The sequence below is a fragment of the Phnomibacter ginsenosidimutans genome (assembly GCF_009740285.1).
GTDB lineage: Bacteria > Bacteroidota > Bacteroidia > Chitinophagales > Chitinophagaceae > Phnomibacter > Phnomibacter ginsenosidimutans.
This window is the reverse complement of record NZ_CP046566.1, coordinates 922,501-938,339: the sequence shown is the minus strand read 5'-3', so window position 1 is coordinate 938,339 and position 15,839 is coordinate 922,501. Positions and strand designations below refer to the sequence as shown.

Sequence of the window (15,839 nt, the reverse complement as noted above, 5' to 3'; positions counted from 1 at the left end):
CCGCAGCAAAAGGGCATGAAAATTTGGTAGTTGTACAATACAACCTTATTTTGAGCACATGGCACTCATGCAAATAGAACATGGCTCAGCACAATATGAGCAAATGGTGAAACTGCGGGAGGAAGTGCTGCGGCGGCCGTTGGGACTCAGTTTTACACCAGAACAATTGGCGGAAGAAAAAGACGACATCCTGATTTGCGCCTTCGATGATGGCCGCATATTGGGCTGCTGTATTTTGACCCAACTCGACCACGACACCGTAAAGCTGCGCCAAATGGCGGTGAATAGCCGCTTACAACACAAGGGCATCGGCTTTTCTATTATGCAATTTGCCGAAAATCTGGCCCGAGACAGAGGCTACCGCAAACTCACCATGCATGCACGGGATACGGCCTTGGGCTTTTACCAAAAACTGGGCTACAAAATAGTGGGCGAACCTTTTGAAGAAGTAACCGTGCCGCACCACAAAATGGAAAAACAATTGCGGTAAACGGCTTACTTAAACGCCATTTTCTCTTTCAGTTTCTGACGAACCAACACGGTATCGGCATCGCCGGTGCAGGCATCTTTGGGTATCAGAAAAAACGATTTATCGTTGATGTACAAGTGAAAGAAATACGGGCTCTCCATGAAATAACTAAACCGCTGATAGCCCCAGGTAGTATAGCCCTTTTCAGTTTCTATCAAAATGTCTTCGCTGCGCAAACTGAGGTCAATGTCTTCTTTAAACGTACGGGTACGACTGTATATAATGCGGGGCAGCCAAAACCAAAACGTAAGCATCAGTACAAACCACAGCAAGGAGCTGATGAGAAACGGAAAAGGCCGAATAAGTTTGAATGCAAACAAACCCGCAGAAATGAGGGCAAACACATTCACCAGTATCAGCAAAATTTTTACTTCGCTGCGGGAGATAAAATGATACCGTAATGCTTGCAATACTTTGGCCCGTTCGTAGGTAATGGCAATTTTCATGCTACTGATTGTGGCAGCAAAGTAAAGGAACTGGTCGCAGTATTGTGGCGACGGTTGCTACTTAAAAGCCGGATGAAAACGGTGCAGGGTTTCGCGGAGATATTCACGGTCGAGGTGTGTATAGATTTCTGTAGTGGTAATGCTTTCGTGCCCCAGCATTTCCTGCACGGCCCGTAGGTCGGCACCACCTTCCACCAAATGCGTGGCAAAACTGTGGCGAAATGTGTGTGGCGAAATGTTTTTGGTAATGCCTGCTTTGGCGGCCATGGCTTTGATGATGAGGAATACCATCACCCTGCTCAGCCTTCGGCCACGGTTGTTGAGAAACACCATGTCTTCTTCCCCTTTTTGCACCGGCACGTGTACCCGCACATTGTCGCGGTATAGCTGAATATACTTGACGGCATCACGACCAATCGGCACCAGGCGTTCTTTGCTACCCTTGCCAAACACCCTTACAAAACCTACATCCATGTACAACTGGCTCAGTTGCAAATTTACCAGCTCACTCACCCGAAGACCGCAGCTGTACAGCGTTTCCAGCATGGCCTTGTTACGCACACCTTCAGGGGTGCTTTGGTCAATGGCACCAATGATGGCTTCAATTTCTCCAAACGACAATACTTCGGGCAAGGCTCTTTTGAGCTTGGGTGCTTCCAGCAATTCGGTGGGGTTTTGCTGCACTATTTGCTCCAGCATGGCATACTTAAAAAATGCCCGCAACCCGCTGATGATGCGGGCCTGGCTATTGGCGCCCATCCCCATTTCAGCAATGGCTTTCAAAAATTGCTGCAGGTCTTCTTGCACTACGGCAGCCGGATTTTTTTGCAGGCCTTGCAGCAACATCCATTGCGTTAGCAGCTCCACATCGTGCAGGTAAGCATCCACTGAGTTTTCACTCAGCGACCGCTCCAGTTGCAGGTAGGCTTTAAACCCTTTTTTGTAAGGCTGCCACATGGTTGCTGCTAATATTTTGACTGATTATTTGGAATTGCATGACCGATGCTGCAATTTGCTGCTCTTGCTTCAAAATAAAAAATTAGGAAGCGTCACAAACCTGAGCCGTTATGAAACTATCGTCGCTGGAAAAAAAGTTTGACAAGCACAAGAAGCCGATGCGCAAATTCATCAAGCATTTGGAAGAAAGCGATGTGAGCGACATTATTGACATTGCACATACTACCGAAAAAGAAGTATGGCAGGAAGTAGATTGCCTGCAGTGTGCCAACTGCTGCAAAAAAATGACGCCTACACTGGAGAAGAAAGACAAGCAGCGCATTGCCGAACACCTGGGCATGTCGGTAAAAGATTTTAAAGCTAAATACCTGATGTATGATGAGGAAGAAAAAGACTGGCGCATGCAGCAGCAGCCCTGTGTTTTTCTCGACCTCAATACCAACAAATGCAATATTTACGAAGTACGCCCCGATGATTGTCGCGGCTTTCCGCACTTGGTAAAACTGCCGATGGAAAGCTATGCCTACATCCACAAGCAAAACATCAAGTATTGCCCCGCTACTTTTTTGTGGGTAGAAAAAATGATGGAGCGGGTAGAAATCACTAAAACCAAGAAATGACACATACACTTATTATTATAATCGTTACAGCCTTAGTGTCTTTTTCTGCTTTCAACAGCAGCAAAGTGTACAACGATTTAATCATGTATCCGCCAGCTATTAATCGGGGCCAATGGTATCGTTTGCTCACTTCTGGTTTCATTCATGCCGATGTTATGCATCTTGGCTTCAATATGCTTACGTTATGGTTTTTCGGAAGACTACTGGAAGAGCAATATTTTGCTGTTCAATTTGCCCATCTTGGAGATAAAAAGCAATACGTTTTTCCCATCTTTTATTTGTTGGCCATTGTAGTAAGCGATTTGCCTACCTACTTCAAACACCGCAACAACAGCAGTTATGCCAGCCTTGGTGCATCGGGTGGTGTATCGGCGGTGTTGTTTGCCTTTATTCTATTGGTACCATGGGCAACTATCAGGGTGTTTGTAATACCAGTTCCCGCCATTGTGTTTGGTGTGTTGTACCTGGTGTACTCACAGTACATGAGCAAAAAAGGCGGCGACAACATCAATCATGATGCGCATTTCTGGGGTGCCATGTTTGGCATTGTAGCATTACTCGTTATCGATCGTGATACCATCCCCCGCTTTCTCGAAGCCATTCAACACCCCCGGTTCGATTTTTAGCGAAGCGAATCATTTTAGCACATACAAAATGGGAGTCAACGAAAATTTGACTCCCATTATATTTATCTGAAAAACCAGTGAATCAACGGCAAAAAACTAATCCGCGAAAATCCGTTTCTATCCGCAACATCCGCGTCCCATATATCCGCGTCCTATCAATCCAACCGTAACCAAATCACCTGCTTCGTTTTAGCCGTTATTTTAAATCGGTCGTCCATACGAACGCCCGCCACCCATGCAATGCGTTGTTTCGATTCCAGCACAAACACTTTTTCTTTCGCCGTTTTCGACAGCTTTTGATCAATCAATATGCGGGCTACTTTTTTCTTTTTGGCCATGCCCAAGGGGTAGCAATAATCACCCGTTGCCCATGGGCGGAATATCATTGGAAACGTTGCTATGCTTGCATCCAGCAGCACTTCATTCGCTGGCAGTTGAGGTACATTTTCTTGCTGCCAGGCTTTGGTTTGCCAGGTTAGTTTCCCTTGCGGCGTCTCCAAAGTTCCGGCTGGCTCATCCAATAAATAATGAATGGGATCGGCAGCTTGCAGCGGTGCAATAATCAACCATTTACGATGCCGGATAATGCGCCACTGTTCCCCTTGCAAATAGCTGCCACTGTTGGTGTTGCAGAGTTTCAGCACTTCATCTATTTGTGCTTCGCCAAAACCAAAAGGCTGAATGAGTTCGTGTACGATGCTACGCAGTGGCGTGGCTTTTAGTAAAGCCAGTACAGGTATATGCCATTCGCTGCCCTGCTGCTGCAGCAATTTCTTTTTGTGTTGTTGCAATGCTTGCTGGTACAATTGTTTGGCTTCTTGTAAATGACCGATGGTATGGACAATGTTTTGTGCTGCCTGCGGAAAATATGCATTGGCGGCAGGCAACCATTCGTTGCGGATAAAATTGCGGGCATAATCATTGCGGCTGTTGCTGCTGTCTTCTACCCAACTGAGTTGTTGTGCTGTGGCATAGGCTTCTATCATTTGGCGGGTTGCAAAAAGCAGCGGCCGGATGATGTGCTTTCTTTTCGCAGCAATGCCTTGCAATCCGTCCAAACCTGTGCCCCGCAACAGATTGATGAGAAAGGTTTCTACCGAATCATCGGCATGATGTGCAGTAGCCAAAAAGCAACGTTCACCGGCTTGTTGTTTGGCAGCCAGCAGTTCATCAAACCAGTTGTAACGGATTTGCCTTGCTGCTACTTGCACCGAGCATTTATGTTCCACCGCATACGCATGGGTATCTACCCGAATCACTTCTACAGGCATGCCCCAATCCTGCGCCAGTTGTCGAACAAATTCTTCATCCCGAATGCTTTCTTCCCCCGCAACTGAAAGTTGACATGCGCCAGCGTAACAGGCACTTTTGCTGTTTTGAGCAAGTGGGCCAGCACCACGCTATCTACCCCGCCGCTAATGGCCAGCAATACGCTGTGGCCAGCTGGCAGCAAGGCCTGCAGCTCTTGTTGAAATGTAGCAAACAATGGATGTACCAATCGGTAAGTTTTAATAATCAGTCAGGTCTTCCCAAGCGGCTTGCAGCTCGTTGTACGCATGCATATCCCGGGCGGCTTTGGCATGTTGCATGCCTTTTTCATAGGTAGCAATAGCCTTGTCTTTGTTACCTGTTCGCTCCAGCAGTTTGGCCAAATGATAATAGCTGCCAATATAAGTAGGGTCATGAGCCAGCACATTTTCAAACAGCGGTTGTGCGGCGGCGTCATCGCCCAGTTTGATGTATTCCAGTGCCAGCGCATGCTGCAAAAAACTATCGTTGGGTTGCGCCTGCAGGTATTCTTTTAATTTGTCAATTCTTTGCATGTTGCTGGTAAAAATTTCTCCAAAATTGCAGAACATGTCAACCTTGCTCCGCTATATTTGTAAATAGTTGCATAAACAACCATTTTTTCTAATCAATCATTTAGCCATATGAAAATTCTGGTTTGTATCAGTAAAACACCTGACACCACGGCAAAAATAGCCTTCACCGACAACAACACGAAGTTTGCTGATGCCGGGGTGCAGTTTATTGTGAATCCTTACGACGAATGGTATGCCTTGGTGCGTGCCCTCGAGTTGAAAGAAGCTGGTGTAGCCAGCCATGTTACCCTGCTCACAGTTGGTGCGGCCGATGCCGAGCCCATCATGCGCAAGGCACTGGCCATTGGCGGCGACGATGCCATTCGGGTAAACGCCGAAAGCAGCGACAGCTTTTACATTGCCAGCCAGATAGCTGCGGTTGCCACCGATGGTGGTTACGACCTCGTACTCGCCGGTAAAGAAACCATAGACTACAACGGCAGCAGCATTGGCGGCATGGTAGCTGAACTACTCAACCTGCCCTTTGTGAGCCTGGCCACCAAACTCGACATCGCCGCTGGTACCGCCAGCCTCACCCGTGAAATTGAAGGTGGCGAAGAAAAATTGGAAACCTCATTGCCGCTGGTAGTAAGCTGCCAGAAAGGAATGGCCGAACAGCGCATTCCCAATATGAAAGGCATTATGGGTGCCCGCACCAAGCCATTGGCAGTAAAAGAACCTGTGGCGGTAGAAGCCCTCACCAGTGTGGTGTCTTTCGAAATGCCGCCGGCAAAAAGTGGTGTGAAGCTTGTATCTGCCGATACCCCCGAAGAGCTCATCCGCTTGCTGCACGAAGAAGCGAAAGTGATATAAAAACCCCATCCCGATTGCTATCGGGACCTAAAGGGGCTTTTGAGAAACTCTTTTCATCACACAAAAATGAAATATAAATACAAGGGTTAGCCAGCTACTGAAGCTCTATTGAACCAAGTTGTGTCACTCCCTTCAACTATTTCAACCGTACTCAACACAATATTCAATTTCATCACACTGCATTTTCAAATTTCCAAATTCTCAAATTTTCAAATTATCCTATGGTACTCATATTCGCCGATCAGGCCGATGGTCAAATAAAAAAATCCACTTTCGAAGCGCTGAGCTATGGCAGCAAACTGGCTGCCCAACTTGGTACCACTGCCGAAGCAGTTGTACTCGGCGCTGTAGACAATGCTTCCCTCGAAGCACTGGGCAACTATGGTGTCAGCAAAGTACACCACGATGCTAACGCCGCATTCAACCAGTTTGATGCACAGGTGTATACTAAGGCCATTGCGGCATTTGCTACGCAGGCCGGCGCCAAAGTGATTGTATTCAGCAGCAACACCAGCGGTAAAGCCGTAGCACCCCGCCTCAGTGCCAACCTCAAAGCAGGTTTGGTGAGCGGCGCCATTGCCCTGCCCGATACCAGCAATGGTTTTGTGGTAAAGAAAAACGTTTTTAGCGCCAAGGCGTACGCCAATGTGCAACTGCTGACGGATGTAAAAATCATTGCCCTCAGCCCCAACGCGTTTGGCATTCATGCCACAGGAGGTACTGCAGCAGTAGCTGCTGTAAGCCTGCCTGCCGATGGCGGAAAAATTAAAGTAACCGCTGTAGAGAAAGTAACCGGCACTGTGCCCTTGGGCGAAGCGGAACTGGTAGTTAGTGGTGGTCGTGGCTTGAAGGGCCCCGAAAACTGGGGACTGGTAGAAGACCTGGCCAAAGCCATGGGTGCTTCAACCGCTTGTAGCCGCCCGGTAGCCGATGCACACTGGCGTCCGCACCACGAGCATGTGGGCCAAACCGGTGGCGCCATTGCCCCCAACCTGTATGTGGCCATCGGTATCAGTGGTGCCATTCAGCACCTCGCAGGTGTCAACCGTAGCAAAACCATTGTAGTTATCAATAAAGATCCGGAAGCACCTTTCTTCAAAGCAGCGGATTACGGAATTGTGGGCGATGCCTTTGAGGTAGTACCCAAACTCACAGAAGCCGTGAAGAAGCTGAAGGGCATTGCCTAATGCCTTTCGGATTTTGGTTAGAAAAGTCACACCTGCGGGTGTGGCTTTTTTTGTTGGGTAAAAGTGGAGTAGCACAGTCGGCCATGGCATTATCTAAAGGGCATTTCATGTATTTTTGCCCCGATCATGCACAAGATAGAACTGGAAATAGTAGCGCTTTCGCACAGCATCACCAACACGCATTCGTATGCCGTGGTGTTGGGCGAAGTGAATGGTACCCGTCGCATTCCTATTGTGATTGGTGGTTTTGAAGCACAAGCCATTGCGGTAGTATTGGAACACATTCAACCCAGCCGTCCGTTGACGCATGACCTCATGAAAAATTTCATGCTGGCTTTCAATATTGAGCTGCAGGAAATTATCATCTCTGATTTGCAGGAAGGCATTTTCTATTCCTAAGCTGGTGTGCAATACCGCCAACGATACCATTGAAATAGACAGCCGTACCAGCGATGCATTGGCATTGGCGGTACGCTTTGGTTGCCCCATTTATACCTACAACCACATTATTGAAGAAGCCAGCTTGCATGTAGAAGGCACTTCTACCACTACCAGTGGCAGCAAAAAAAAAAAGCCGCCAAGGAAGAAGAAGAACCTGTGCCGGTAGAAGGCGATGATTACAGCCGCATGTCGGTACAGCAGTTGCAAGAACTGCTCGACGAGATGGTAGCCATTGAAGATTACATCAAAGCTGCTGCCATTCGCAACGAAATCAACAACCGGAAAACCGGTCGCTAATTTTTACCTCATTTTATAGCAATACCGCATGGTTATTTTTCCCAATTGCAAAATCAATATTGGCCTCAATATTGTGCGAAAGCGGGAAGATGGATATCATGATTTAGAAACGGTATTTTACCCCGTACCGGTGCATGATGTACTCGAAGTAGTACAACACCACGAGGATGCATTTGTGCAAACCGGCCTTTCCATTGATGGCGACAGCAGCAATAATCTTTGTGTGAAAGCATTGCAATTGGTGCGGTCCATTCATCCGGATTTGCCTCTGGTAAAAATGCATTTGCACAAAACCATTCCCATGGGTGCCGGGCTCGGCGGCGGCAGCAAGCGATGGGGCTCATACACTCCTGTTGCTCAATAAAAAATTCGGGCTCGGGTTCAGTCAATCGCAGCTCATTGAGATGGCGTTACAACTCGGCAGCGATTGTCCGTTTTTTATTGTGAACCAACCCTGTTTTGCCTGGAGCCGTGGCGAAATGATGGAACCCTTGTCGTTGCCGTTGAGTGGGTATCAGTTGGTGCTCATCAATCCGGGTATACATGTCAATACCGGTTGGGCTTTCAAGCAAATTACTCCACAACAACCGGCATTTTCTTTACAAGAAATAGCTACGCTTCCTGTAAAAGAATGGAAGCCTGTAGTGAAAAATGATTTTGAAAAAGCAGTAGGAATGGCGCATCCTACCGTTGCCGAAATTGTGCATTACGCCTACACGAACCAAGCGGTGTATGCCGCCATGAGTGGCAGCGGCAGCACTTGTTTTGCGTTGTTTGAAGGGCATCAAACTTTGCCTGATTTTTCGCCTTTTTCCCATTGCTGGATACGCAAGATTAAATTGTCGTGATTCGGTTGGCACTGCCATTTTTTGACTTAGTTTGCCCACCCAACAGTTAACTTTATCGCATGTCGGAAGAGCTGCAGCAGGAACTGGAACAAGCCCTCACCATCAATGAACAATTTGAAGCATTGATAGCGGAAGCGGACAAGCTGGCCATCGCCGATTTTCTGAATGATCAGAACATCAGCGACGTGGCTAACCTGGTGTATGCGTATGAAGAATATGAAGCACAAATTATTGCCAGCCTTTCCATTCACCGGGCGGCCAGTGTGTTCAAAATTCTTGACCTCGCCGAGCAAAAACGCATCATTACCGAGCTTCCGCCCTTTAAAACAGCCGAGCTGCTGAACGAACTGAGTGCTGATGACCGTACCGACTTTTTGGAAGAACTGCCCAGCAGTGTGGTGCGGGAACTCATCAAATTGCTAAATCCTGAGGAACGCAAAACCACCCTCAGTTTACTTGGCTATCCGGAAAATAGTGTGGGCCGTTTGATGACGCCCGACTATGTGTGGGTTTACGAACACAATACCGTTGCTGAATCCATTGAACTCATCCGTCGTTTCGGCAAAGACTCTGAAACCATTGATGTGATTTATGTAATTGATGAAGACGGTAATCTTGTTGACGACATCAAAATCAGGGACATCATTTTATCTTCTCCCGATAAAAAAATCAATGAACTCATTGATGGCCGTGTGATTGTATTGCATGCCGATGATGACCAGGAAGTGGCTTCGGATGTGTTTAAAATGAACAACCGCGTAGCCCTGCCGGTGGTGAGCAAAACGGAAAAGCTGCTCGGCATTGTTACCATCGATGATATTCTTTGGGTAGCCACCGAAGAATACAGCGAAGACATGCAAAAAATTGGTGGTACCGAGGCCTTGGATGAACCCTACCTCGATACCTCAGTGTGGAAGCTGTTTCAAAAGCGGGTAGGTTGGCTGGTGATTTTGTTTTTGGGCGAAATGCTCACGGCATCGGTGATGCAATACTTTGAAGAAGAAATAGCGAAGGCTGTTGTATTAGCATTATTCATTCCTCTTATCATCAGTAGTGGTGGCAATACCGGCAGTCAGGCCAGTACCCTCATCATTCAGGCATTGGCCACTGGTGATGTGGCCATCACCGACTGGTGGCGGGTATTCAAACGTGAAATTTTAAGTGGCCTCATGTTGGGTACGGTGCTGGGCGTGGTTGGTTATTTCCGCATATTGGTGTGGCATTCTATTTTCCCCAATGTGTACGGCGATCACTACCACCTGGTGGGGCTTACAGTTGGGTTTACCTTACTGGGCATTGTATTGTGGGGCACACTCAGCGGCTCCATGCTGCCATTGGCTTTGAAAAAACTGGGCGCCGACCCTGCGGTGAGTTCTGCCCCATTTGTAGCCACACTGGTAGATGTAACAGGATTGGTCATTTATTTTTCCGTGGCCTACCTCTTTTTGCAGGGCATTCTGCTCTAGCTTTTTTTAACGCAGAAAATACCAGATTCCTTTCGCAGCAGTGCTGGTGGCGCTTACCTTTGCGCCTCAAAATGCAACACTATGAGTAATCGTACTTTCACCATGATTAAGCCCGATGCAATGGCCGATGGTCATGCAGGTGCCATCCTGGACCAAATTATCAAAGCTGGTTTTAAAATCGTGGCCATGAAGCAAACCCGCCTCAGCATCGAAAAGGCTGGTGAGTTTTATGCCGTACATAAAGAGCGTCCTTTCTTTGGCGAACTGACTGAGTTCATGAGCAGCGGCCCCATTGTAGCCGCTATTCTGGAAAAAGAAAATGCAGTAGCTGATTTTCGTACACTCATTGGTGCTACCAACCCTGCTAACGCTGAAGAAGGTACCATCCGTAAGCGTTTTGCCCGCAGCGTAGGCGAAAACGCTGTACACGGTAGCGATAGCGATGAGAATGCTGCCATCGAAGGCAACTTCTTCTTCTCTGCTTTCGAACGTTTTTAATCTAGAAAAACGATAATCAATAAAAAGCCCGGCAGGATTTACTCCTCCGGGCTTTTCTTATTTGGCAGTAGCAACTGGTTTCATTTCATTGAGTAGTGGTGTTAGTGTGTACCCAGCATTTTTTAGTAGTTGGATAACACCATTATCGCCAGGTAAATGCCCGGCGCCTACGGCAAATAAATTGCCTGATTGTTTCATGATGGCGGGCATTTGTTGCACCCAGTTTCGGTTGCGGCCAAAGAGCAACAGATCAAGATTGCCTTCCATACTACCCTCTTCCTTTAGGGTCAGCGCCAGTATTTGTGATAAGTTTTGTTGTGTGTAGGCATTGAGTAATTCACTTACATCATCTTTATTACTTCCGGCGCTGTCTATCGCTTTCAGCAGTTCTTTGGCCTGTACTTCATAAGGAATGCTGTCGAATAATCCAGCTTGATAAGCCATAGTTTCCAATCCCTTTACTTCCTTCTTTCTTTTCGCCACTTCTGCCAGTATCATCATTTCCATGCCGTTGGTGGCCTCGCATTTCATCGACTGTTCTGCAATCATGGCACTCAACAATAGCGGCTTGTACATTTCCAATACTTTAAAAGGTAACGGGCTTTTTCCTTTGAAATAGGCCGCTACCCGATCGTATTCCTCCTGTGTCAAATAATCGCGGATACTTTTGCCATCTTTCATGGCCATGGCTTTCATAGATGTAATCATCTCCACCATATTGTCGAGGTCAACTTCGAAATAAACTTGCTGAACACTATCTAAGATGCCCTTCAATTGTGGCGACACAATTGCATCATTGGCACACATGATATGCATGGTACCAAACAAATAGGACGGCTTTTGCAACCCATTGCCTGAAATACGCCAAAGCAGGGTTTCATTGGTTGCTGCTGTAGGAATTGGCTTTTGTGCATGGCAAGCAGAAATTCCTAAACAAACACCTATAAAAATTAAAGAAGACCATACTTTTTTCATGGTAACTATCATATTGTCAACAGGTTAACTGAAATTAAGCCTCTGGTTTTAAAAAATAAATTTATTAAGTAGATGGTATAGCATTTTTGGCACGGACTTTGTACTTTCACCACTGTTTAAGGGTTTAGGGTTTTGAAAATGGGGGCTGTCTAGCCTCCTTTTCTTTTTTACCCCTACCATACTTTCGGGCAATCCATCCCTTTAGCCCCAGATTTATTACGGTTAAAGAGACCGCCCAAACTAAATCTCCCCGAATTACAGTCATTCAGTTTTAAGCCAAAAGTGAGCCCGGCAAAATAATACCAGTCTTTTTCGCCAGGGTTGCCTCGCACTGTGTTCGCAACAGGATACGGACTACCATTAAGTTCGTCGCCACGCCAAGCTAAATCTACTGACAATGGGCCCCTGCCGGCTAATAATGTATTAGCATCTGCATAGCGGGTGCTGACGTCATCCAAATAATCTGTAAACAATTTTGTATGTCGAAATTCTACCCCAATATTCAAATTGCAATTGAGCTGCCATTTTACACCAACGCCATAGGGAATACAAAATTGAGTCAACTTATATGGTTGCTTGTCAGGATAAGCAGCCAATCCCTGCCCCTCTGTACCTAATGGTTGCAAATACACTTTGGTGCTATTACTACCGTAGTAAGTAAAAGGATCAAAATGAAAAATACCAGCAGCCACAAATGCATAAGGTCGAAATGCTAACTTATCGCTATTAAAAAAACGATATTCAAATCCTGCACTAAACTCTTGTATTCTACTGGTGAAACTGAGGTTTCTGAACTGTAAGCTGGCTTTGTTTTGTGCATCACTTCCAGAAACTGAACCAAAAGAAAAACCGGCTCTTACAAAAAGGTTATCATTGATGCCAACTTTTACAATTGCTGCCGCACCTGTACCCGCACCAACAGTAGAAACAAAAGCGGGTTTTAAGTCGCCCTGATAGTTAGATATACCAGCAAAAAGATCTACATCAATACGTTGAGCAATTGACACATAAGGCAACAAAAATGACAGTAAAAAGCAGACTGAAATCAATTGTTTTTTCATCACAAATAAGACGAATTGTTCTTCAATTAAAGTTTGGCAGCATTACCTGATACCGCTATTTTTGCAGCCCGAAAATGTTCGGGACGTAGCGCAGCCCGGTAGCGCACTTGCATGGGGTGCAAGGGGTCGCTGGTTCGAATCCAGTCGTCCCGACCAAAGAAAAGAGATTGTCAACAGACAGTCTCTTTTTCTTTTAAACGTGGTTGAATAACCTTTATTTCATATCAGCCCAAGTGACTTTGAAAACAAATGGTAGCGTAAGTATACTCTCCAAAATTTTATCAAAGAAAGAACTGTCGTGATACGGCAGCTATTACAAGCTGCTACGACTTTGTACTAGTTCCATTTAGTAACTAATAGCCTACCTCCCCTGAAGTTGTGGAAGGTTTAATGGTTGCATGTTGCGTTGTTGATGAGTTGATGGGTTGTATGAGAGGGTTGTGGTATTGGATCAGGGGCAATAAAAAAGGTCCCACATTGCTGTGAGACCTTTCGTAATAAATATGGCGGCTACCTACTCTCCCGCATGGTTGTGCAGTACCATCGGCCATGAGGGGCTTAACTTCTCTGTTCGGAATGGGAAGAGGTGAACACCCTCGGCAAAACCACCATAAACTCTTGACCCTCCCGGCCTCCCTAAAGGGAGGTACCTAGGCTCCCCTTTAGGGGAGTCGGAGGGGTAAATAAGGTGACATATTGGAAAATAAGTAAATCACAGAAGTAGAATAAAATTAAAGCTTACGGGCAATTAGTACTGCTCGGCTTTGATGTTACCACCTTTACACCTGCAGCCTATCAACGTAGTAGTCTTCTACGACCCTTAAAAGTAAACTCATCTTGAGGAAGGTTTCACGCTTAGATGCTTTCAGCGTTTATCCTGGCTGTACATAGCTACTCTGCATTACACCTGGCGGCATAACAGATACACCAGCGGTACATGCGACCCGGTCCTCTCGTACTAAGGTCACGTCCTCTCAATTTACTAGCGCCCACCACAGATAGGGACCGAACTGTCTTGCGACGTTCTGAACCCAGTTCACGTGCCACTTTAATCGGCGAACAGCCGAACCCTTGGGACCTTCTCCAGCCCCAGGATGTGACGAACCGACATCGAGGTGCCAAACCTCCCCGTCGATATGAGCTCTTGGGGGAGATCAGCCTGTTATCCCCGGAGTACCTTTTATCCTTTGAGCGACGGCCCTTCCATTCAGAACCGCCGGATCGCTTTAGCCGACTTTCGTCCCTGCTCGGCCTGTTTGCCTCACAGTCAAGCTCCCTTATACTAATGCGCTCTGCGTACGATTACCAACCGTACTGAGGGAACCTTTGCAAGCCTCCGTTACATTTTAGGAGGCGACCACCCCAGTCAAACTACCCACCATGCACTGTCTCCCGTTAGGGATTAGGTTCTAAGCAAACGAAGGTTGGTATTTCAACGTTGACTCCATGACTCCTGGCGAAGCCACTTCATAGTCTCCCAACTATCCTACACATCGGTTGCTCAAAATCAATGCAAAGTTGTAGTGAAGGTTCACGGGGTCTTTCCGTCCCGTGGCGGGTAACCGGCATCTTCACCGATACTACAATTTCACCGGGCTCGTGGAGGAGACAGTGTTCAACTCATTAGACCATTCGTGCAGGTCGGAACTTACCCGACAAGGAATTTCGCTACCTTAGGACCGTTATAGTTACGGCCGCCGTTTACTGGGGCTTCAGTCAGAAGCTTTGGATTACTCCGAACATCCTTCCTTAACCTTCCAGCACCGGGCAGGTATCAGGCTCTATACGTCATCTTGCGATTTTGCAGGGCCCTGTGTTTTTGTTAAACAGTTGGTTGAACCAATTTACTGAGACCCACCAAAGTGGGTACGCCTTATCCCGAAGTTACAGCGTCAATTTGCCTAGTTCCTTCTCCACGGCTCACCCGAGCGCCTTAGAATACTCATCTCGACTACCTGTGTCGGTTTACGGTACGGGCTGCTATACTCGCTTTTCTTGGCACCAATTTTATCCGTTCGCTTCCCCCGAAGGTTCCACTCAGCCGAACTATTCCGTCAGTTCGTACAGACCACGTCGATGCGTCACTTTCATTGCATAGCAGGTACTGGAATATTAACCAGCTTGCCATCAGCTACCCCTTTCGGGTTTGCCTAAGGACCCGACTAACCCCTGATCCGATTAGCGTTGATCGGGAACCCTTAGTCTTACGGCGAATAAGTTTTTCACTTATTTTATCGTTACTTATGCCTACATTTTCTTTTCTAAACGCTCCAGCACACGTCGCCGTGCACCTTCAGTGCTGTTTAGAATGCTCCCCTACCAATAGCATTACTGCTAGTTTAGGAACTTCGGTTCGTAGTTTGATGCCCGATCATTTTCCGTGCAGAGTCTCTCGACCAGTGAGCTGTTACGCACTCTTTAAATGAATTGCTGCTTCCAAGCAAACATCCTGGCTGTTATAGAAACTCCACCTCGTTTGTTCAACTTAACTACGTATTAGGGACCTTAGTTGCTAATCTGGGTTATTTCCCTCTCGGCCACGGACCTTAGCGCCCGCAGCCTCACTGCCACAGATATTTATTAGCATTCGGAGTTTGTCAGGGTTTGGTAGGCGGTGAAGCCCCCTAGCCCAATCAGTAGCTCTACCTCTAATAAACTTCTATATGTGACGCTGTTCCTAAAAACATTTCGGGGAGAACGAGCTATCTCTCAGTTTGATTGGCCTTTCACCCCTATCCACAGGTCATCCCAAGACTTTTCAACGTCAACGGGTTCGGTCCTCCATAACGCTTTACCGTTACTTCAACCTGCCCATGGATAGATCACAAAGTTTCGCGTCTACCCCCACTGACTGAGTCGCCCTATTCGGACTCGCTTTCGCTGCGGCTCCGTTCCTGAAGAACTTAACCTCGCCAGTGAGGAGTAACTCGTAGGCTCATTATGCAAAAGGCACGCCGTCACCATTGCTGGCTCCGACCGCTTGTAGGCACACGGTTTCAGGTACTATTTCACTCCCTTATTCAGGGTGCTTTTCACCTTTCCCTTACGGTACTGGTTCACTATCGGTGTCTGAGGAGTATTTAGCCTTACCAGATGGTGCTGGCAGTTTCACGCAGAATTCCTCCGGTTCCGCGCTACTCAGGATACTGCTCGTCCAACACAATTTGCAACTACAGGGCTATCACCTGCTATGGCCACTCTTTCCAAAGTGTT

At 47.0% G+C, this 15,839-nt stretch carries 19 protein-coding genes, 1 tRNA gene and 2 rRNA genes (1 of these 22 running past the window's edge); 13 read left to right on the top strand and 9 right to left on the bottom strand.

The features are described from left to right. Nucleotides 1-58 precede the first annotated feature (58 nt). The gene (locus GLV81_RS04125; protein WP_157477122.1) at nt 59-490 is read left to right on the top strand and encodes a GNAT family N-acetyltransferase; all 432 of its coding nucleotides are present in this window, start codon (nt 59-61) and stop codon (nt 488-490) included. 5 nt (nt 491-495) lie between these two features. Here GLV81_RS04125 and GLV81_RS04120 read toward each other — a convergent pair whose 3' ends face one another. Together GLV81_RS04120 and xerD are read right to left on the bottom strand one after the other, a co-directional pair. After that, entirely contained in the window at nt 496-975 is a 480-nt protein-coding gene (locus tag GLV81_RS04120; protein ID WP_157477120.1) for a YcxB family protein, read from the bottom strand. A 57-nt stretch (nt 976-1,032) separates the two neighbouring features. Continuing rightward, the gene (xerD, locus tag GLV81_RS04115; protein ID WP_157477118.1) at nt 1,033-1,932 is read right to left on the bottom strand and encodes a site-specific tyrosine recombinase XerD; all 900 of its coding nucleotides are present in this window, start codon (nt 1,930-1,932) and stop codon (nt 1,033-1,035) included. Between the two features lie 110 nt (nt 1,933-2,042). Here xerD and GLV81_RS04110 point away from each other — a divergent pair, with 110 nt between their 5' ends. Together GLV81_RS04110 and GLV81_RS04105 are read left to right on the top strand one after the other, a co-directional pair. Further along, entirely contained in the window at nt 2,043-2,552 is a 510-nt protein-coding gene (locus GLV81_RS04110; protein ID WP_157477116.1) for a YkgJ family cysteine cluster protein, read from the top strand. Beyond that, nucleotides 2,549-3,178: a rhomboid family intramembrane serine protease gene (locus GLV81_RS04105; RefSeq protein ID WP_157477114.1), complete on the top strand. Its 630-nt coding sequence runs from the start codon at nt 2,549-2,551 to the stop codon at nt 3,176-3,178. Before GLV81_RS04110 ends, GLV81_RS04105 begins: the two co-directional genes overlap by 4 nt. A gap of 155 nt (nt 3,179-3,333) precedes the next feature. Here GLV81_RS04105 and tilS read toward each other — a convergent pair whose 3' ends face one another. From tilS to GLV81_RS04090, 3 genes are read right to left on the bottom strand one after another with little or no spacing between them, the layout of a single operon-like run. Next, nucleotides 3,334-4,449, bottom strand: coding sequence for a tRNA lysidine(34) synthetase TilS (gene tilS, locus GLV81_RS21070; protein ID WP_157477111.1), 1,116 nt, complete (start codon nt 4,447-4,449; stop codon nt 3,334-3,336). Further along, on the bottom strand, nt 4,440-4,676 hold the full coding sequence (locus tag GLV81_RS21065) for a PP-loop family protein (protein ID WP_197428920.1): 237 nt from the start codon (nt 4,674-4,676) through the stop codon (nt 4,440-4,442). The genes tilS and GLV81_RS21065 overlap by 10 nt, the downstream gene beginning before the upstream one ends. Nucleotides 4,677-4,686: 10 nt before the next feature. After that, nucleotides 4,687-5,001, bottom strand: coding sequence for a tetratricopeptide repeat protein (locus GLV81_RS04090; protein WP_157477106.1), 315 nt, complete (start codon nt 4,999-5,001; stop codon nt 4,687-4,689). A 108-nt stretch (nt 5,002-5,109) separates the two neighbouring features. On the opposite strand from GLV81_RS04090, the gene GLV81_RS04085 reads away from it, so the two are divergent. The 9 genes from GLV81_RS04085 (at nt 5,110) to GLV81_RS04060 (ending at nt 10,590) form a co-directional block, all read left to right on the top strand. Beyond that, nucleotides 5,110-5,853 carry an electron transfer flavoprotein subunit beta/FixA family protein gene (locus tag GLV81_RS04085; RefSeq protein ID WP_157477104.1) on the top strand — a complete coding sequence of 248 codons (744 nt, stop codon included), beginning with the start codon at nt 5,110-5,112 and terminating at the stop codon, nt 5,851-5,853. A 221-nt stretch (nt 5,854-6,074) separates the two neighbouring features. After that, entirely contained in the window at nt 6,075-7,040 is a 966-nt protein-coding gene (locus GLV81_RS04080) for an electron transfer flavoprotein subunit alpha/FixB family protein (RefSeq protein WP_157477102.1), read from the top strand. Nucleotides 7,041-7,166: 126 nt separating this feature from the next. Then, nucleotides 7,167-7,439: a bifunctional nuclease family protein gene (locus GLV81_RS21060; RefSeq protein ID WP_281350770.1), complete on the top strand. Its 273-nt coding sequence runs from the start codon at nt 7,167-7,169 to the stop codon at nt 7,437-7,439. A 4-nt stretch (nt 7,440-7,443) separates the two neighbouring features. Next, nucleotides 7,444-7,647, top strand: coding sequence for a bifunctional nuclease domain-containing protein (locus GLV81_RS21055; RefSeq protein ID WP_281350769.1), 204 nt, complete (start codon nt 7,444-7,446; stop codon nt 7,645-7,647). Then, nucleotides 7,638-7,778, top strand: coding sequence for a UvrB/UvrC motif-containing protein (locus GLV81_RS19935; RefSeq protein WP_246186239.1), 141 nt, complete (start codon nt 7,638-7,640; stop codon nt 7,776-7,778). The genes GLV81_RS21055 and GLV81_RS19935 overlap by 10 nt, the downstream gene beginning before the upstream one ends. 28 nt (nt 7,779-7,806) lie before the next feature. Further along, nucleotides 7,807-8,142 (top strand): GHMP family kinase ATP-binding protein, encoded by a 336-nt coding sequence (locus tag GLV81_RS19930; protein ID WP_246186238.1) that lies wholly within the window; start codon nt 7,807-7,809, stop codon nt 8,140-8,142. 40 nt (nt 8,143-8,182) lie between these two features. Then, a complete protein-coding gene (locus tag GLV81_RS19925; protein WP_246186237.1) occupies nt 8,183-8,626 on the top strand; it encodes a 4-(cytidine 5'-diphospho)-2-C-methyl-D-erythritol kinase in 444 nt (147 codons plus the stop codon). 59 nt (nt 8,627-8,685) lie between these two features. Then, the gene (mgtE, locus tag GLV81_RS04065) at nt 8,686-10,092 is read left to right on the top strand and encodes a magnesium transporter (RefSeq protein ID WP_157477100.1); all 1,407 of its coding nucleotides are present in this window, start codon (nt 8,686-8,688) and stop codon (nt 10,090-10,092) included. A gap of 81 nt (nt 10,093-10,173) precedes the next feature. Next, complete coding sequence (locus tag GLV81_RS04060) at nt 10,174-10,590, top strand: nucleoside-diphosphate kinase (protein WP_157477098.1); 417 nt, start codon at nt 10,174-10,176, stop codon at nt 10,588-10,590. Nucleotides 10,591-10,647: 57 nt separating this feature from the next. On the opposite strand, the gene GLV81_RS04055 is transcribed toward GLV81_RS04060, so the two are convergent. Next, nucleotides 10,648-11,577, bottom strand: a complete 930-nt coding sequence (locus GLV81_RS04055) for a TraB/GumN family protein (RefSeq protein WP_157477096.1) — start codon at nt 11,575-11,577, stop codon at nt 10,648-10,650. Nucleotides 11,578-11,738: 161 nt separating this feature from the next. Continuing rightward, nucleotides 11,739-12,626, bottom strand: a complete 888-nt coding sequence (locus GLV81_RS04050; protein WP_157477094.1) for a DUF6089 family protein — start codon at nt 12,624-12,626, stop codon at nt 11,739-11,741. 79 nt (nt 12,627-12,705) lie between these two features. On the opposite strand from GLV81_RS04050, the gene GLV81_RS04045 reads away from it, so the two are divergent. Next, nucleotides 12,706-12,782, top strand: a tRNA-Pro gene (locus GLV81_RS04045). Nucleotides 12,783-13,127: 345 nt separating this feature from the next. Here GLV81_RS04045 and rrf read toward each other — a convergent pair. Next, nucleotides 13,128-13,239 (bottom strand): 5S ribosomal RNA (gene rrf, locus GLV81_RS04040). A gap of 115 nt (nt 13,240-13,354) precedes the next feature. After that, nucleotides 13,355-15,839, bottom strand: a 23S ribosomal RNA gene (locus GLV81_RS04035) (it continues 315 nt past the right edge of the window).